The organism is Bradyrhizobium sp. WSM471 (assembly GCF_000244915.1).
Taxonomy (GTDB): domain Bacteria; phylum Pseudomonadota; class Alphaproteobacteria; order Rhizobiales; family Xanthobacteraceae; genus Bradyrhizobium.
The window spans coordinates 842,772-860,432 of sequence record NZ_CM001442.1 but is presented as its reverse complement, the minus strand read 5'-3'; the positions used below and the strand labels follow the sequence as shown (position 1 = coordinate 860,432).

At 60.2% G+C, this 17,661-nt stretch carries 15 protein-coding genes and 3 pseudogenes; 11 read left to right on the top strand and 7 right to left on the bottom strand.

Going from position 1 to position 17,661, the window contains the following annotated elements; translation table 11 throughout:
* Positions 1 to 212 precede the first annotated feature (212 nt).
* Positions 213 to 995, bottom strand: coding sequence for a metallophosphoesterase (locus BRA471DRAFT_RS04010; protein WP_035973527.1), 783 nt, complete (start codon positions 993 to 995; stop codon positions 213 to 215).
* A 1-nt stretch (position 996) separates the two neighbouring features.
* Positions 997 to 1,443, bottom strand: a complete 447-nt coding sequence (locus tag BRA471DRAFT_RS04005) for a hypothetical protein (protein WP_007604832.1) — start codon at positions 1,441 to 1,443, stop codon at positions 997 to 999.
* Between the two features lie 274 nt (positions 1,444 to 1,717).
* Here BRA471DRAFT_RS04005 and BRA471DRAFT_RS04000 point away from each other — a divergent pair, with 274 nt between their 5' ends.
* From BRA471DRAFT_RS04000 to BRA471DRAFT_RS35605, 5 genes and pseudogenes are all read left to right on the top strand, one after another.
* The gene (locus BRA471DRAFT_RS04000; protein WP_007604831.1) at positions 1,718 to 2,002 is read left to right on the top strand and encodes a helix-turn-helix domain-containing protein; all 285 of its coding nucleotides are present in this window, start codon (positions 1,718 to 1,720) and stop codon (positions 2,000 to 2,002) included.
* Positions 2,003 to 2,136: 134 nt separating this feature from the next.
* Positions 2,137 to 3,090, top strand: a complete 954-nt coding sequence (locus BRA471DRAFT_RS03995) for a hypothetical protein (RefSeq protein ID WP_007604830.1) — start codon at positions 2,137 to 2,139, stop codon at positions 3,088 to 3,090.
* A gap of 168 nt (positions 3,091 to 3,258) precedes the next feature.
* A pseudogene (locus BRA471DRAFT_RS40120) lies at positions 3,259 to 3,384 on the top strand (hypothetical protein); the annotation flags it as partial.
* Positions 3,359 to 3,709 (top strand): hypothetical protein, encoded by a 351-nt coding sequence (locus tag BRA471DRAFT_RS03990; RefSeq protein ID WP_157233972.1) that lies wholly within the window; start codon positions 3,359 to 3,361, stop codon positions 3,707 to 3,709. The pseudogene BRA471DRAFT_RS40120 and the gene BRA471DRAFT_RS03990, both read left to right, overlap by 26 nt.
* A 17-nt stretch (positions 3,710 to 3,726) precedes the next feature.
* Positions 3,727 to 4,650 (top strand): radical SAM protein, encoded by a 924-nt coding sequence (locus tag BRA471DRAFT_RS35605; RefSeq protein ID WP_007604828.1) that lies wholly within the window; start codon positions 3,727 to 3,729, stop codon positions 4,648 to 4,650.
* Between the two features lie 672 nt (positions 4,651 to 5,322).
* Here BRA471DRAFT_RS35605 and BRA471DRAFT_RS03980 read toward each other — a convergent pair.
* Positions 5,323 to 6,301 (bottom strand): annotated as a pseudogene (locus BRA471DRAFT_RS03980) (catalase family peroxidase).
* Positions 6,302 to 6,554: 253 nt separating this feature from the next.
* Here BRA471DRAFT_RS03980 and BRA471DRAFT_RS03975 point away from each other — a divergent pair.
* Positions 6,555 to 7,016 carry a hypothetical protein gene (locus tag BRA471DRAFT_RS03975; protein WP_157233971.1) on the top strand — a complete coding sequence of 154 codons (462 nt, stop codon included), beginning with the start codon at positions 6,555 to 6,557 and terminating at the stop codon, positions 7,014 to 7,016.
* A 459-nt stretch (positions 7,017 to 7,475) separates the two neighbouring features.
* Here BRA471DRAFT_RS03975 and BRA471DRAFT_RS03965 read toward each other — a convergent pair whose 3' ends face one another.
* Entirely contained in the window at positions 7,476 to 7,958 is a 483-nt protein-coding gene (locus BRA471DRAFT_RS03965; RefSeq protein WP_007604823.1) for a DUF427 domain-containing protein, read from the bottom strand.
* Positions 7,959 to 8,025: 67 nt separating this feature from the next.
* Entirely contained in the window at positions 8,026 to 8,541 is a 516-nt protein-coding gene (locus BRA471DRAFT_RS03960; RefSeq protein ID WP_231171128.1) for a fasciclin domain-containing protein, read from the bottom strand.
* A gap of 577 nt (positions 8,542 to 9,118) precedes the next feature.
* Between BRA471DRAFT_RS03960 and BRA471DRAFT_RS37850 the strand changes: the two are divergent.
* Positions 9,119 to 9,283: pseudogene (locus BRA471DRAFT_RS37850) on the top strand (Ku protein); the annotation flags it as partial.
* A 64-nt stretch (positions 9,284 to 9,347) separates the two neighbouring features.
* Entirely contained in the window at positions 9,348 to 9,713 is a 366-nt protein-coding gene (locus BRA471DRAFT_RS38665) for a hypothetical protein (RefSeq protein ID WP_007604821.1), read from the top strand.
* Positions 9,714 to 11,896: 2,183 nt separating this feature from the next.
* On the opposite strand, the gene BRA471DRAFT_RS03945 is transcribed toward BRA471DRAFT_RS38665, so the two are convergent.
* On the bottom strand, positions 11,897 to 12,856 hold the full coding sequence (locus BRA471DRAFT_RS03945; protein WP_007604820.1) for a LysR family transcriptional regulator: 960 nt from the start codon (positions 12,854 to 12,856) through the stop codon (positions 11,897 to 11,899).
* 132 nt (positions 12,857 to 12,988) lie between these two features.
* Between BRA471DRAFT_RS03945 and BRA471DRAFT_RS03940 the strand changes: the two genes are divergently transcribed.
* Together BRA471DRAFT_RS03940 and BRA471DRAFT_RS03935 are read left to right on the top strand one after the other, a co-directional pair.
* A complete protein-coding gene (locus BRA471DRAFT_RS03940; RefSeq protein WP_007604819.1) occupies positions 12,989 to 13,987 on the top strand; it encodes a tripartite tricarboxylate transporter substrate-binding protein in 999 nt (332 codons plus the stop codon).
* Between the two features lie 210 nt (positions 13,988 to 14,197).
* Positions 14,198 to 15,325 (top strand): glycosyltransferase, encoded by a 1,128-nt coding sequence (locus BRA471DRAFT_RS03935; protein WP_157233970.1) that lies wholly within the window; start codon positions 14,198 to 14,200, stop codon positions 15,323 to 15,325.
* A gap of 549 nt (positions 15,326 to 15,874) precedes the next feature.
* Here the strand turns inward: BRA471DRAFT_RS03935 and BRA471DRAFT_RS03930 are convergent.
* A complete protein-coding gene (locus BRA471DRAFT_RS03930; protein ID WP_198287857.1) occupies positions 15,875 to 16,783 on the bottom strand; it encodes a zinc-binding alcohol dehydrogenase family protein in 909 nt (302 codons plus the stop codon).
* A 73-nt stretch (positions 16,784 to 16,856) separates the two neighbouring features.
* Here BRA471DRAFT_RS03930 and BRA471DRAFT_RS35600 point away from each other — a divergent pair, with 73 nt between their 5' ends.
* Positions 16,857 to 17,519 carry a tyrosine-type recombinase/integrase gene (locus BRA471DRAFT_RS35600; RefSeq protein WP_083843126.1) on the top strand — a complete coding sequence of 221 codons (663 nt, stop codon included), beginning with the start codon at positions 16,857 to 16,859 and terminating at the stop codon, positions 17,517 to 17,519.
* The last annotated feature ends 142 nt before the right edge of the window (positions 17,520 to 17,661 follow it).

Genomic DNA, 17,661 nt, shown 5'->3' with positions numbered 1-17,661 from the left:
CCCCTTGAGGCGCCGAGATGGCAACATCGTCGGATGCCACCAACGCACTCTCAACGGCCTCTCGACAGGCACCAAAGACGAGCGACTTCAACGCCGGCCCTTCGCACGCCTGTCTGCCGAAGGCGGAAAGTTGGTGCATGATCTGGAAAAGCGAGAAGGTGGTCATCGACTTCTTGGCTTTCGGAGTTGGCTTACAGCGACATACGGGCCGACTAAGGATCAGGCAGTTCAACGACGAAGGCCGGATCGAAGGACCTGCTCTCCCCAGGGTAGCCGGCGGGGTTGCTGAGGAGGCGCGTGCGGCCGCGGGTCAGGTCCATCGGGTAGTGCGTGTGACCCGACACGATCAGGTCGGGCTGGAAGCGATCGATCAGGGACGACAACTCGGAAGCGTAGGCGGCCGTGACCATGCTGTCCCGGAAGGCGGGCGCGACCGCCTCCGGCGTCATGGCGTGGTGCGAAATGCAGACCGTCGGGCCGTCATGCGATTTCGCAAGCTCCGTCTCGAGAAACAACCGCGACCGGTGGTGGAGGAGGCGGGCCTCGGCGGGACGAAACCGCCGCCAAGGATCGCGCCTCCACTTGATGCGGCGATGGTCGAGCATGGTGTGGGCTGCGGCGTGCATGGCCACGTCGCGCATGTGCGCTCCGAATAGCTCGTAGTCGGTCCAGAGGGTGCAGCCCAGCAGACGAACGCCCCACAGTGTCAGGGCGGAGTTCTCCAGAAGGTGAACGCCGTGGCGTTCGGCCGCCAGGAGGCCCTCCTCCCAGTGTTCTTCGAAGTCCAGATTCTTCGACCACAGTTCGTGATTGCCGGCCACCATGACGACTTCCGTCGGCGCCGGGTAGGCGCGACGAAGTTGTTCGACGGCATTGACCAATCCTTCGCAGGTGTCGCCGGCGACCACGACCATGCGGACGCCCTTAGCCAGCGGCGGTGCCCCGCCGCTGCCGGGATGGTCGAGGTGCAGGTCGTTGACGATCTGCAGCCGCATATCAGTCATTATCCAGTCCGGCACGCGCGAGGAGCGGCCGCATCGCGCGGACGGTCCAGGACGTGGCGAGCCGCTTCTCGCGGGTCTTCGCTTTGGGTAGCCGCCTGAGCACCCAGGCGATGACCAGGCACGATGCGGCGTCGCCTTCGCAAGCGCAGATGACGAGGGCGGTCATGCAGATGTCGAACTTCAGTGCGTGGGAGTTCTCCGGCCCCATCGCAAGCACGAGGGCGATGGCCGCGGCAGCATCGCCGGAAGCCGCGTCGCGCCAACGGGGCTCCGCGAGCATCGCGATGTTGGCGACCGCAGCCTTCATCTCGCCCAGTGAAGAGGCGTGGAAGTTGTCCGCGCGCGTATTCCGCCACCAGCCGAGCGCCCTGAAGGAGGGCTCCTCGATCGAGCGAAAATCCGGAACGGTCGTTTGGTAGGGTTTGCGTTGGGTGCTCACTCAATTCTCCTAAGCTATCGCGATGGCCGCTCGCGCGTGCCCGCGGGGTCGAGGTAAGGGAACCTGACCTTGAGGGTGACGCGCCGCCCCTTCTCGACCTCACGGCTACCCGATCGGTTACAAAATGTCACCGACGGAAGCGCGAGTCAATACGTCGGTGTCTTTTTGTGCCCGTTAGGTTAACCGCGCGATCTTCATCGGATTGTCGAAGTGCGGTAGTCTGGCGAAATGAGTCGTCGGTTTGCGGCGGCGACGGACACCGACCTGGCCAGGAATGCCGACCGAAATCCCCGTGGCGGACTTATGGCCGCCGCCTTACCTCATCCGGGCCGCTCGCGGTCTCGTCGGCATAGATCAGGCAACGCTTGCCGAGTACGCGCACGTCTCCAGGAAAGCCATAGTCGCGCTGGAAAACGATGAATCGGTCGCGCTGGACTACCGGCGCGTTGCGGTGCTCGAGAAGGTCTGCGCATGCCTGGAAAAGCGCGGTGTTGAATTCATCAAAGCCGTCGGTGGCAAGGGCGAAGGGGTTCGGCTGTCCCGGCCCAAACGTCGCTAGTTCACCCTCCACCTCCTTCAGCCCGCCGCGGAAGCGCGGCGTACGCGCCTTAACCAAGCAACCACGCGGGACTTGCTTCGGCGGTGTTATCGGTTACATAATGTCACCAACATAAACCGTCAAGCGTGAGAACAATGGCTGATCTCAAAGGGCCGACCGACGACACCGTAGTTTTCCAACAGTACCCGCTGCTCGATCGCGAATTCCCCTTCGTGGCGACGATAGAACTTCTCGATACGTCGCTCTGCGGACTGCGCCGGTCGCAGTCCATGGGCGGCATTCTGGCCGTCGTCGCGGCGCCGTTTCTGCAGCTCGACCGGTTGAAGGCGCAACTCCCCTCCGCCTCCAGCAATATCTGCTATATCGTCCACGGATCCGTGGTGTATGTCGGTGAGGGCAACGGGAATCGGAAGATCGGCGAGCGCGTCGCCGCCGAGGTCCTCAACAAGGCGCAGGTCTATCTGCTGTATTCTTTCGACCCCCGCTTCCATAAGCTTGCGGCCGGCTACGTCGAGGCCAGATTGGTCGACCGGCTTCACGACATCGGAGTGCCGCTCGCGAACCTCCACCGTCCCTTGGGGGGAAACCTCAACCTCGACCCAGGGTTCGAACAGCTCGTCCGACAGGCAGAATTCCTCCTCGGCGTCGCAGGCTTCCGTCCCCTCGAAGCGCCTGGTTCGACCGCGGGCCGCCCCTCCCTTTCGCTGCCCGCCACGCGCATCCTGGGTGATGTCGTGCCGATCGAGCCGGACCAGATGCCGACGCCGCCGGCGACGCTCTACCGCCTCCGCCATAAAGGTCTGCAGGCGACGGGCTTCCTGTCGGGCGGAAAGGTGTTCTACGTCCTCCCCGGTGCCGATTACGCGCTCACCGCGCGGAAGGGCATGACCGAATACAACATCCTCCGTCGCACGGGCCTGGAGCAGTTCCTCGAGCCGGTGCCGGGCGCGGAGCACCTCGGGCGTCTGAGTGTGGGACTGAAGTGCGCCACCTTGCCGATCGCCTCCAAGATGCTGACCGGCGAGCACATCGGCAAGAAAGCGTGGCAGGTCGTGACACCGGACGGCGGCGCCGCGCTCCCGGTGTAGAACAACCGGGCCGCCGTTGATCTCGACGCGGACGGCACCGCGTTCACCCTTCCGAGGGGGGCCGCGATGACCACGGTGCGTTAGCTCTGCTCGGTCAAGGCGGTCGTTGCCGATGAACGGACCTCCGTAGCCACCGAAGTCACTGCTGATAAACCTCGGCCCAATGCCTATTATCAAGCAGGAGAAGACCTTCTCGGGTTTGTCATGACGAAGCAGGCCGACGGCACCATCGTCGCGGGACATAGCTCGCACGCGTCGCATGCTTCACATGCCTCTCATGCCTCCAGCCGCTAAGCTTCCTGCGGCGTCTCAGGTCGAGGTAGCTGTCGATTTCGATTCAAGCATCCAAAGCCTGAACGCTTTGGATGCGGCAGCCTATCGTCTGATCGGATCGGCGACCTGCCAGGTTGACCGTGCAGGCGACCGCTATATTTGCCGCTTAGTTTCCTCTGGCAATCCGCAAAAAGGAGCCGTGCTTAGTTCGGACGAACTGAAGGAGCGGTTTCTGTACCTTGTCGCCAACGAAAACTTGCGGATTCGCGTCGCTGAAAAAACCGAAGGCGTCCGGAACGTTATCCTCGCACTTGCCTTCGGGGCCCTGGCCACCAACCAAAAGTAGAGTCCTGCCGGAGAACCATGGCGCGGTTTTTATCTCCTGAGACCTTCAGAGCGGCAACCGAAGATCTATCGCTGTTGCCGTTCAATTTTGAGCGCATCGGCGAGGGCCAGTGTCTTGTCGCCAACATGATCGGCGATTTCATCCGCCTGACGGAGGATGAACTAAGCAGGCTTGTCGACCTTCGGGTCCGACCCGGCGACGGCCTCTACGAAAGGGCCTATGCCGCTCATCTCGTCACCGGAGCGAACCAGAAGGCGCAACGTCAGCTTCTGGCCGCCCGACTGAGAAGCCGGATGTCGTTCCTGCAGCAGATGACCCCGCTTCATATTTTCGTCGTGACGCTTCGGTGCGAACACTCTTGCCCTTATTGCCAGGTCTCGCGTCAAAGTACCGATCGCTCGCGCTTCGATATGAGCCAGGAAACGGCGATGCGCGCCCTGGACATTGCGTTCGCCAGCCCGTCGGCACGAATCAAGATTGAGTTTCAGGGCGGGGAGCCTCTTCTCAATTTTCCGCTGATCAAGACGATCATCCAAGCTCGTCATCACGGCATGCATCACTTGATCAGGGAGCCGGACCGGAGAGGCGTCGAAGTGATAGGAATCCCCGACCGCACGGCCGCGCAGGATCAGCTCGTCATCATCCGCATCATAGAGCTGCCGCACCTCGGGATTGAGGGCATGGCGCTGTCCGGCTACGCGACCGACGATCACGCCGTCGATCTCTTCGTAGCTTCCGACGTGGGCGAAAGCCGAGTTTCCGCCCAGCATGCGGCCACCGCGCACACGCATGACGCTACGGTTCAGCACGCGGCCGGCACGATACTCGCATTTGTACAATCCGTCGAACACCCGCCTGTCTCTGCTATTGCGCGGTGCAATCTAGCCGGTCAGAGGGTGCGGGAAAAGCAGTATCCGTCAGCCGCCCGTCTTGTTGCCTGAGTGCGGCGGCGATCTCATCGATCGCCGCTACTCTCAGAGGATTGATTGCAGCTCTGGAGATTGGGGACGGCACCTTCCCGCCGCTCCAATAGGGAGATGAGTAGAGGGGCCGTTCGGCGGCCGCGCACCTTACATCGTGAGCGAACGGATAGCGCTCTCGCTAGAAAATCGATTATCACGTTCTTGGTCTGCAAGTACTCGTCCAGCGCAGCGACGCCGCGTTCTGCATGATCGCGCCCGAGCAGCGAGGCCTCGACACAAGATGGGGAACGCCGGCGTGGGTTGCCGGGAGTTCGAAGAGTAGAGGTCATATCCAGCGGAACGGCGGATGCCATTATGTGTATTCGGGAAAACTAGCGCCTCCTCACGGACAGCGACCCGCTCTAAAAGACAGCGGGATACCGACCGCCGTCCAGCATGACAGTCTGACCGGTTAAATAGCCTGGATGGGCGCTGCAATAGAATGTGCAGACGGCGCCGAACTCTTCGACACGCCCAATGCTTTGCCGGGCTGCTGGCGGCGGACGCGGCCACCTCTTCGTCCAGAGTCCGGCCGCTTTTGGCAGTCAGCTTTTTTACGTTGGAGCGCAGCCGGTCAGCATCGGCGGAAATTCCGAGTAGGTCGCGGCCAACCCACTGGCATTCCGAGATGAACTGCTGACTAACCGACCGTCAAGGATTGCGCCGCGAGAACGAGATCGCGTAGGCGCCGTTGCGAACATCGACCATCGGATCGTCGGACTGCTCGATCCCGTCGGTGAGGGCCCGGCAGGAACAGGAGCTTCTTTTGCGCCTCCTCACTGTTCGCCACGGCTTTGTCGATCGTCAGCACGCCAAGCTCGACCAGCTTGCGATCATCAGGCCAGGGCTTCGATGGGTCTTTGGTGGAGTCGCCCTCGGCAGCGAGTTGCACCTTGAACCGGAAGGTCACCGGCCCCTGCTTCAATCGTGAGGGCAGCTCCTCCATCAGGAAGTCCGGCGTCATCTTCGCAGCCTCCGCCTTGTCCAGGTGCACGAGCTTCTCGGGAATCATCTGGTAACGGACGGCCTGTCGCTGACCACCTTTGTTGACGAACACAAACGCATTGATGCCGAAGTAGGCCTCGTTAGCGAAACTGTTGGGCGTGGCGACCGTGGCGAAGGCAGCTGGGACCGTGAGGTGGCTTGCCACGAACTGCTCAAACTTCGTCGGCTTGGCCGCGTCCGGCGGGCTCTGCGCGATTGCGACGAGCAGGTCGCGAAATTCCTCGCTGGTCGCGACGGGAAAGAATTTCAGCGAATTGATCACGATGTCCGTGTCGCTGCCGTCGGGCAGGTGAAATTTCACCGAGACGCCATGCGGATTGGCGTCATCCGATCCGTCGGGCAGATTTGGTACTCCCGTGGAGTCAGAGAACCGCACAGTCACCGGGATGTCGGTGCCGCCGAAATGCACCGCCTTGCTCAAGCCTGCGGCTTCTGGAGAGGCCTTAAACTTCCCCTCGGCCACGACGCCTTTGGCGTGATTGGCGCGGAATCCAGAGTGGACACCGAACACTTTGTTCATCTGGTTGACGATCTGCTCCTCAAGCGGCGCGTCCTGCGCGCGGGTGACGGCGGGCGAGGCCAGGCCAAACGTGACCAGCGCGGCAACGAGGTTGCGGTTCATCATCAGCGGCGTCTCCACGAGTGGGCTGATTGCAGCATAGCAGCATTAAATTGTCGCGTGAGCGACTTTTGTGACCTTCACGACCGACGCCTGCGAGCGGCATGATTTTCGCTACATCAAACGCGAGTGCTGATTGTGAAGGACGCCACAGCATCAATTTCGAGATTGCACTAGCATCGCGCCGTTTGGAGACCGCTTTTTTTCATCCAGGCTGGACTCTCGTGCACACTTTTTCAGCAGACGCATTGGAAACAACATGAAGACGTCAAATGCTCTTGAATTTTGCAGCCCCGGCGCTTCCACGCTGTCGTTCAGGACACTCTCGGCTGGGGAACTCCGGTCGCTTCTTGTCCCTTTCTTCAATAGCCTGACATTCGATCAACGGCGCGCACGCTTCGGATGCGGCATGTCGGACGACGCGATCGTGGGCTACTGCCGTGGTCTCGATGCTGAGGAAGCAATTGTGATCGCCTGCATCGCGCGCGACGCGCTCGTCGCTGTGGTTGAATTGCACCCGGCCCCGACTCTTGCCGGTTGCACGGAGCTGGGGGTCGCAAGCTCGGCGGCCGAAGATCGCCTCATGATCTATGGGCACCTCCTCCAGCTCGCAGCGTTTGCTGCGGGCCAACGAGGCTATCACACCTTCATGTGGCCGGAGTTTCTCGTTGAGCAGGATGTGCTCGCTCTGTGGCGCGGTATGGGGCACGTGACGTGGTGACATGTTGTCCATCGATCTCGTCGAATATGTTCGGCTTCACACGCACGGAGCGTGACATGGAGCCAACCGACCAGGCGTTTTTGCTCGTGGGGCTGGTGATCAGTCTCGGTGCGTGTCTCGTTGCGGGTCTCCAGGAGCTCGAAAGATGGCGCGAGCGACGAAGCGGGCGCGAAGACATTATCCGGGCTGCGATGAGGCTGGTGGTCATGCCCAAAGACCGCGACTGAGACTGGCCCCTGATCTGCTTTCTTTGGACATTTGCGGTCAGCCATGGTCAAGGAGCAGCTTCAGCGCGACTCAGCGGGGAGCTCTGTCCAACCCGCGACATAGCCATCATCGAGGCAGGTCTCGAGAGTTGGCCGCGGCTCGCTTCCGGCGCAGGAGTGGACATGAACAGGCTGTGGCTCGTGGCCGCCGATGTCAGGCAGGCGGGTAGACCGCAAGTTTGCGAGAAGATTTCTACCAGCCCTGGCCGCCTGAGCCGCCCTTGAAAGAGCCGTTGATCCCCGAGGTGATCCAGCCGCCGTAGAATTCGCCCTCTTGCGCTATGGCCTGCTCGTGGCCGACGAAGCAGGCATCGACCCGAGATGGATAAAAGGCGAAATGGCCCGCAATCTCCTTGTACGGCTCGAGCGGGCGCGGATAAACCCAAGCCGCACGTACCGAGACCCGGTCGCCGACGCTGATCGTACGATATTCCGCGACGCCCTTAAACTCACAAAACGAATGACCGTCGGCGCGGCGCAACAGCGCGAGCGCGACATCTGTGGGAGGGAAGTAGTAAGTGGGAGGATGACTTGTCTCCAGCACGCGATAGCCGGATTGCGTGTCGGCGACGAGGACATTTTCGAACATGACGATCAGGCGGTGCCGTACCCTCTCCAGCCGTGGAGGCCGCGGGTAGTCCCAAACAGATTCGAAGTCGTCATTTGCCGGTAGCATTCGCCGATTCCAAGGGTGCGAGCGGGCGCTCGGGACTGGAGGAGAACGCGCCCGCTCGCGGCCGGCGCTAACTTGCCGGCATCAGGACCTGGTTGACGACATGGATGACGCCGTTGGACTGGTTGGCGTCCGCGATGGTCACGGTCGCTGCACCACCCTTTGCGTCGACAATCATCACCCTGCCGCCCGACTTTTTGACGGTGAGCGGCTCGCCTTCGACCGTCATCAGCCGCTGCCCGTCCATGAGCTGGTCCGCGCTGAGCTTGCCCGGAACCACGTGGTACGTGAGGATCTTGGTCAGCGTCGCCTTGTTCTCCGGCTTGACCAACGTTTCGACCGTACCTTTCGGTAGCTTCCCAAAAGCAGCATTGGTTGGCGCGAACACCGTAAACGGACCTGGCCCAGATAGTGTATCTACCAAGCCAGCCGCCTTGACCGCTGCGACCAGGGTCGTGTGATCCTTTGATTTCACAGCGTTCGCGACGATGGTCTTGCTAGGATACATGGCGGCGCCACCGACCATGACGGTCTTGTCCTTTGCGAAGCTGATAGTGGCGGGAACCGTAACGACCATGACAGCCATCGCCGCAGAAACAAGCAGTCGCATTTTCATAAGCTATCTCCACTTGAGGGGCGCTGCCCCTATAGGATTTTGCGTGCCAATCTGGCGCTCAAGCTGTCGCGAGCCGCGGACACGGCCAGGCCGAAGCGCACGCAAATCTGTAACGCTCCCTAGCGGCGCGACGGATCACCCGTATGCGAATTTTTCTGCACCCGCCGGGACGAGTGCCGCCGCAACACGGCAGATTGAAGAAATGAGGCGTCCCAGGATCGTTGGACGCATTTACCGCAATCGTCGCTCAAAGATCCGCCAGTTCTTTCGTCGGCCTGCCTGCCAATCCAACATTCGACGAGGCGTCAACTGCGACCGCGCCCCTTGCCCATTAACGCACCATCCAAAGCACTCTACGGTGATCCAAGCCGGCCACGACTTCGTTCCTTTGAACGTCACCATGGGAAAGACATCACGAGTTGCACGACTGCACGAAGGGTACCACTAGCCGTCCAACCCGGCTCGAAGCAGGGCGTTTTTGATCCGCATGCGAAAGGCTGAAGATACTGGTGAATTGGGCGAGCGTACCTCGGATGTCGCCCTGTAATCGACCCGGACCATCGAGATCGACGAGTTCGTCGACAAGAGCGACATCGATCCGCGCTACCTGATCCGTCCCTACTACCTGCGTCCGGACGGCAAGGTCGGCCACGACCCCTTCGCGGTAATCCGCGAGACCATCCGCAAGATGGAAAAGGTCGCCATAGGACGCCCTTGGCGGCATCCGACTGGCCGCCAAGGTTTGCATGCCGCAAGGAAGGATTCGTGGATGAAAGATGTTCGGGCGCTCAGGCTGGCCCGTTGGCCCTTTTTGCAGCTGCTGGCGTTTACGGGTCGCTGTCCTATTGCCCCTCTACTTCCTCGAGGCAAACATCGCCGTCGATACGGGGGTCTTCGCCCATCCGGAATACTTCTATCGCTTCGTGGGAACGGCTCTCGCCGCACAAGGTATCTTTTTCATGATAGCGTATGATCCGCTACGCTTTCGACCGGCGATGCTGTTCGCGGTCCTTGAAAAGCTGGCCTTCTCAGTCCCGGTCTTTGCGCTATCTGGATCCGGTCGTGTTGTCGGCTCTGTGGTGCCTTTCGGTGCCATCGACTTCTTCTGGGCGATCGTGTTCGCGTCTTTGTGGCTCCGGTAAAGCTGCCTTGGACGCTCGGTTTTGATCTGCCTTATAGATACAATTGGATGCTCCTGCAGGGTTCGCAACGGCTGCCGAGCCTCTGATGTAGGCGCGAGAGTCCAGCTGGTGTCGCGGAAAAAAAAGGCCCTCCGGTGGGCCAACTTCGCCGAATTATATATGACATATCGTCGCCCGGTAGAGGCTGCTCGGACGGCTCGTTAAGACGTGGCGGGTAGTTTTTGAGCCATGCGATACACGGACGGTTCATTTGCCGATGTGAAATCCATCAGTCAGCAGGCCATGTGCCGGTACTGTGCACGCACGGCCGGCGATCTGCCCTTCCCCTCGCTCGATCAGTTCAGGCCGGAAGCGCGACTAACCGTCTCTACAAGGAATGCCGAAGCTGTCGCAAGTGAGCGCGAATGACTCTTTCGCCTTTGCATCTTCGAAGCAAAAGCGCGTTCCTACCTCGGCAGGATCACTCCACCAATCCGCTTTGGCTCCCTTTGAGATGCGGGACGCTTCACCGCGCAGCAGATCCAATTGTCGGCCCGCGGCAACAACGATCAAACAATTGGGCATAATGCTATCCGTTATGGGCAATCAGGACTATCGGCGCAAGGGCCGCAGCAGGAGGATACTGCTGCGGCCCAGCGCGGTCGAAAACTCCGGGTGAAAAGGTTTAAGCAAAATAAGGAGCCAGCCCCGGTATCGTCAGCAAAACATCGGATTGTTTCAGCCGTGTTTCGTCGCGCGAAGAAAATGCTGTTCCTTGCGAGGAACTTAGACTGTGTTGCGGAGGTGCAGCCCCGTGGAAGGGAAAGCCCGCCGTGGGCTGGCTGCCGGCGGCCTTCGAGCACAAGGCCGCGTAATCCCCAGGGCCCCGTCCCAAGCAACACTGACAGAATTCCAGCTAATGATTGGCTAAGATCGTGGCGAGGTTGGCGCGCGATATGCTTAGGTCCAGCCGCCGTGTCGATCGTGCGGAACGTCGCGGCGTCGGTCGCAGGAGCAGCTTCTTAGCCGTTCCTGCGACCTTCACTTTCGCGGCTCTGGCGCTCTGATCCGCAATTGGCTTGGCAGCCTGGAGCTGGAAAAGAAAGCCTGCCAGTTTGCTCCGTAGCGACAATTCGTGGCAAGGCAGACTCCGGTAGTCGTACCGACTCCATTTTCGGAACGGGGTGTTCTACAAGGAGAACACCGGCGCGATTTAAGTACCAACCATCAATTTCAAGTTGCCCGGGAATGCCGCAGTGGGGCTGGAACCACGCTGCGGCTTTTCCCTTTCCGGGTAAGCGCGGATGCATTTTTACCCGCCAGCTCCCGCGTTCGCATTGTGCCGTGTCCCGACACGTGAAAGGCGTCTTAACGAACGGTTAACCGCCTTCGAGGTTGCAACCAATCCTAAACCGGCGTCCTGTACCGTTTCACTATGAATCATGAGGATAAAGCCGAGTGGTTTTTACCTAGCCTTAGGCGCAGCTATGCCCGCTTGGCGGCTTGGATGACGCGCGGTAACCGTGTGCCAGAGCCCACCCGTTTGCCAGCACCGTCACGGCTAGAGCGCCCCGCGCGTGTTCCGGACCCACCGCGACGGCCAGCGCCGCCGCGCTTTTAGGCAGGCCAGCCCTTAAATGACGAACAGTCGCAGATCGGTACGTCCGTGGTTGCCGACAGAAGAGGCGGAATTGCTTTCGCTCTTTGGCGCAGGTGCTACAGCTAAGCAGGCTGGCGAGCGGCTAGGACGCACAAGGCAATCGGTTTATGCCCGCTTACAGCGCTTTTAGAAACAGCGGGGTAGAACAAGCAGGACAAGCGGAAAGTCCTTCGCGCAGTTGCCGGAGGAGTGACAATTTGGGCGTGCAGCCTTAGCTTCAGCCTCGTCGCTCACTCGAGCAGGATGATCGTAGGTGAGAAAGTTTTACCCAAGTGTGATTCAGTCGGTCGCGGCTGAGGTGATGCTGCTTGCGAGAGGGGGTAGACCTTTTTTTAGTGTAGGCGACCGATTTGGCCACATCGGCGTTCTCGTGGCTTTTTAGGCTTGAGTGGAGGAGCGCGTAAGTCGTGAAGGTCTCTGGCTGGTCATCTGAGGCCCCCGGGGCGACATGCCGACGGGTTCGCCGAGAAAGCGAATAAACGCTGCTGGGCCTAGAGTCTAACCTTGGACCCGTGCTCCTGCTAATTTCGCCAACGCCGGCCGATCACCTGCGGAGCCGCGGTTTTTCGACTATGGAGTTGGAAATCTCGCGAACGCAGTCAATGAACTTCTCGGCCGCAGGACTGATGGTGCGGTTCTTCATTCTTACAACAGCGACGTGCACGGGCGGCCTTCGTGGCAGCTTTACCGGGAGCATTTTCAGCGACAGATCACGTCCGCCGAACCGCACAATGGAGCTGGGCAGCAGCGTGACAAAGCGCCCGGTCGCGGCAAGCCTGCAGCAGAGATGAATGGATAGCGTTGTGAGAGGCGTGCGAGGCATGTTTAAGCCGACTTCGCGGAACAGCTTAGCCGCTGCAGAACCCGGAAACGTATCGGAAGGAGGCAAGATCCAGGCTTCGTCGGCCAGATCGGACATGCTGACCTTGGAGGACCGCGCCCATTTGCTTTGCCTGCCGGCCACCACGCCGCTAGGATCGTCAAATACGCGCTCCGCCAGTAGATCTTCTTCCGCGAAAGGCGTGGGAATCCAGCCCAGCAACAGATCGATGCTACGCTCGCGTAGCTCGCGATACTGACTCGTACCAAGCACCGCTTGTGAGACGTTCAAGCGAATGCCGGGATACTGCCGCGAGAAGCGGTCGATGACGGCAGGGAGCAGGCCGGCCGCTACGTTCTCAGAACTGCCGATGCGCAGCTCTCCAACGGTCGGATCGGCAAGAAATTCGAGTTCTTGCAAGCCCTGCGTCAGTTCGTCGAAAATTGTCACACCGCGCTTGATGAGCGCGCGGCCATAGGCAGTAGGTTCTACGCCATGGCGGCCGCGGTCGAGAAGGCGAAGCCCCAGTCCCTCCTCCATATCGGCGATTGCCCTCGATACTGCCGGCTGAGAAATGCCAAGCTCTGCCGCGGCCTTCGCCATGCTGCCCCGCATCGCTACAACGACCAGAATATGCAGGTCGCGAAGTTTGAGACGGCGCCGAGCCAGTTCGATGGATTGCATGTTCGAGGCCTATCAAAACGGTTATGGAATCCTCACACAATAGCATTGGACTGATATGTCTGCCTCAAGCATCCTCGTCCTGCAACGTTTCGGTTGCCGAGCGCAAGCGGCGCCGGGTCAAGGAGACGGTTCATGGCGACACATCTTATGGTCAGACGTCGCGACCTGCTTGCAGCCTCGGCGGCAGCGGTCGGTATCGCGTTCTCCGCTGTTTCGGTATCGACGGTTGTCGCCCAATCGCGCACGAAAACCACATACATCATGACTGGCTTTACCCCCGGGTTGGTGGACGGCCTAGCAAGGCTCGTTGCCGCGCAGATGAAGGATTATGCGGAGACGATAGTCGTAGAGACCCGGCCAGGTGCAGCCGGTCGCCTCGCGGTGCAGGCCGTCAGGGCCGCTGACGCCGACGGATCAGTCATGCTGCTCGCTCCGCTTGGATTTATGACGCTCTATCCGCACGTCTACAAGACGCTCAAATACGAGCCACAGGACTTCACTCCAGTTTCGATCGTCGCCTCGAGCCCAACGCTGGTGACGGTCGGTCCGAAGGTGCCGGGTGACGTAAGGACTCTTGCCGATTTCGTCGCCTGGTGCCGCGCCAATCCCACGGAAGCCACCTACGGTACGGCGGGTGTCGGAAACACACTGCACTTCATCGGTGCGATGCTGGGGCGTAGTGCAGGCTTCGGATTTCTTCACGTGCCCTATCAAGGCAACGCCGCAATCCAGGATCTTCTCAAGGGCGAGATCGCATCGGCCATTATGCCGATAGGAAGCTCATTGGGGCTTGTCCAATCCGGGCAACTTCGTGCGCTGGCGACGACCGGGCCACGTCGCAGCTCATTTCTTCCCGATGTGCCGACGATGGCTGAGGCCGGTTATCCGTCCCTTGAGGATCTCACGCGCTATGGATTCTTCGTTCCGGCGAAGACGCCGGCCGATACCGTCGAGAGGCTCGGCCGGTCCATTCATGAGGCCCTGAGCACCAACGAGGTCAAGTCCGGCATGACAGGAATGTCACTTGAAATCGAGTCGATCTCCACGACGGCCTTTGCGCAGCTGATCGGGTCGGAATCCGAACGATGGAAGGCGATCGTGCAAGCGACGGGCTTCACCCCGATCGACTGAAGTATCGAAAATTCTGCGATGGAGCGCCCTCTACGGATACTTGCCTGCATGTTTCAGGGAGGGGGCAATATCCCCCTCATCTTGCCAATTCTCGCGGAGCTGATTGCGCGAAATCACCGAGTGCGCGTCATGATAGGACCGGGTGTTCGTCGATCGCGCCTAGCCGTCAGTCCTTCGCTCCTGCAGCGTGTCGGCGAGTTGGGAGCCGAGTTGGTTCGGTTTGAGGAGCCCGATCTTCATCCTTTTGATGATCCAACATATGCCGACCGGGCCCTGATCGGATCTTGGACGCCGGCATCGTTTCGAAGCGTGCAGGGCGAGGCCTACACGGCCGTATGGGCATCCGCCTGGGCCCTGAATGTTTCGGACGAACTGCGGCGCGACAAAGCCGACCTTGTCGTCGCTGACTTTGTTTTGCTTGGCGCTTTTGCCGCGGCCGAGGCGGCACGCATCCCGTCAGTAGCCCTGATGCATACCGTCTATCCCTGGCCTGTCGCGAAGGTGCCGCCCTACGGACCGGGTTACGCACCGAAGGCGGGACCTTTGGGCTTCTGTCGGGACGTGCTCGGCCGCTTGATCATCGGCCAACTGTGGGTTGGCAACGCCCTCTTGCCTCTAAACAGGGCTCGGGCACTTTCTGGTTTGCACACCTTGCGATCGCCGTTCCAGCAATACGGTGCGGCGCGGGTGCTGGTCCTCGTGAGTCCAGCATTTGATTGGCCTGCGCGCTTTCCGGCCAACGTGCGTCATGTGGGCACCCCGGAAGATATAGCTAAAGCGATGGGCGCAGGCGTAGGGTGGCCGACCGAGGGTAGCCCGCTGGTCCTCGTCTCGCTCAGCACACTCAATCAGGGACAATCTGGCCTGTTGAGAAAGATCCTTGTGGCACTTGCTGACCTACCCGTCCGCGCTCTGGTCACACTCGGGCCTGCACTGGAGGCCGGAGAATTCGAGCGGCCGTCAAACGTGCGTCTCGTGAAATTCGTCTCACACGACGAGGTGTTGCCCCAGGCGCATGCTCTGGTAACTCAATGCGGCATCGGCACGGTGACAAAGTCTCTGCGACACGGGGTACCGATGGTTTGTCTGCCCCTGGTCGGCGATCAGCATGACAATGCCGCCCGAGTGGTTGCCCGCGATGCGGGAATCCGGCTGCCCGCCAACGCAGACTGCGGGTGCATTCGGTCGGCTATCGTGCGGGTTTTACGGGATGAACGTTTCCGAGAAGGTGCGCTGGCGCTTCGAACCGCAATGTCATCGGGCGAAACTCCCGCCCAGCACGCTGCCGATCAGATCGAACAGGCGGCGTGTTCGCCTACGGGTGGGCGCTCTGGCTAGGTGCTGTACACAAGTTGACCGACCCCCGACCTAACCAGATAACCTCGCATTCGGATCGCTACATCTACGCGGGCTGATCTGCACGTTATGTCGCCGATGGGCGGCAACCGGACTTGACCATTTAGCGGAGTGGATGGAGGTCTCTGCATGGAAGGCCGGTCATAATGTACAGCGGCCCTCGCGACAGGAGGGGTTTCTTTTTTCTCACCGCCAGTGTTTCATCTGCACGGCGGAGAACGGGCATGCCGGGATCGTTGTGGGAAAAATTGGGCGAGCTCAGTGATCTTCGCGGGGCCAAGAGGTGGCAGTGGTACGTCTCCTGTCGCCAGCCGCATACCGCCGCGAGTCCCCGGCTGATCCTCTTGGCGACATCAAACAAGTTATTTTCAGCCGCCAGCGTAACGTAAATTGCCGCAACGTAGTCCTTGAGATAATCCGGCGTCTTGAATCCGGCGAGCGGAATGACAGCAAAGCCAGGACGACTTGGGACAGTGTGATCCCCTCCCCGCACGCAGTCAGGACCACGCACTCGTTTGGCGGTTGGCCGGTTCAAATATCTTGCCGAATGACGATTTTGCCCTTGGTCAAACCAGATTCCAGTTCTCGGTGTGCCGCAATCGCTTGCGAGTCGGCAATGACGGCGTGAATCTGCGGCGAAATCGAGCCGCTTTCTAGATCATCCGCGACTTGGCGAAGGATTGCACTGAACGCAGGCTTCTTCGTGGTCCAGAGCGTGAAGAGGTCGGAACTTCGGATTGCTACGCTCTTGTTGAAATGCGGCATGAGCAGATCGCTCGCGGAGCCTTGCGGCGGGCCGCCGAGATGACCAAAACTTATGATCTGGCCGAACTTGCCAAGCACCTTTAGGTCCTGGACGATTGTGGGGCCGCCCACGGAATTCAGGCTGAGAGCCACGCCCTGATCGCCCGTCACGCGTAATATTTGCTCCACGACATCGCTTGCCGCGCGGTCGATGGCAATCGTAGCGCCCTGTTCCAGGGTAAAGTCGAGCTTCGCCGATGTCGTCAGCGCAATCGTCCTGAAGCCGTCGTTGCGGGCAACCTGCAGTGTTGCAATGCCAACTCCGCCCGCCGCCGAATGGACCAGGATCCAGGCGCCCGGGTCGGGAGCTCCATAGGTATGGATGTTGTGTCGAGCGGTGACGTACGCGACCGGCGCTGCGGCGGCAATTTCGAATGGAATGGACGCCGCAATCCTCGCGACGTAAGCGGCGTCAATGACTGTGAACGGCCCATAGCCACCTGCCGTTAGGTCGCCCAGCCACATCACGTGGTCGCCGCGGTAGAGAGTGTCGACGCCGGGGCCGACCGCATCGATCACGCCGGCACCTTCGACCCCCAGCACATGCGGCAAGGGTGTTGCCTCGGTGGGCAGCGCGCCGCGACGGATCAGCAGGTCAATATTGTTCACGCCGGCCGCGCGGTTGCGGACGAGCACCTGTCCCGGCCCAATCGCTGGCGTACGAGACCGCATTGCGGAGAAACACGGCCGCAGGCAAGCGAATTACGTAATGGCAGTTGTATCGGTTGCATGTGAGCACGGTAAAGAGCACGGGATCGTTCGCGATAATCCGGTCAAGGGCTTGAAGCGTGTCAAGAGGTCTCGAAGCGCACCTTCAGCCAGTCGACCTTGGACAATCGAAGAATGTCGAACTGTTCTCGCAGAACTTCCCCACCAACTGAAATTACCAGTAGGGCTGGCAATGTTCACCGGTCTACGCAAGGGGGATGTTTTGGCGTTGAAGAAGAGCGCGATTCGCGAAGGTCGAATTTGGCGGCGGACGAACAAGACGGGCCAAGAACTTTCACTCCCGATCCATCCTGACTTAGCTCAATTACTAAAGCAATCGCCGCAGCACATTGCGATCACTATCGCAGCGACAACCAACGCGACGCCATGGACGGAGAGCGGCTTCAACTCCAGCTTCATCAAAGCGATGGGAGCTCTAAAGCGTGCAGGGAAGATCGGCGACGGGCTCACGTTTCATGGCCTGCGGCACACAGTTGGAACTCTGCTTATTGAGGCCGGCTTCGATATCGACACAGTCCGGCGATGGCTCGGCCAGAAGACGCTCGCAATGGCGATTCACTATTCCGAGACGGCGGACACTCCACAGCGAATGCGAGAGGTGATCGAGAAGTTGGATCCCTTGGGGAGCAAATCGCGAACGTAATTGTCTAACCAGGCTTTGGAAGTGTCTAACGGGTCGCCGTCAATCGCTGTAAGTCATTGAAATGATGGTGCCCAGGGGCGGACTAGACATCAACCTACCAAACGTGAGCAAAAACAAAGACTTACAGAGACGCACTCTTGAC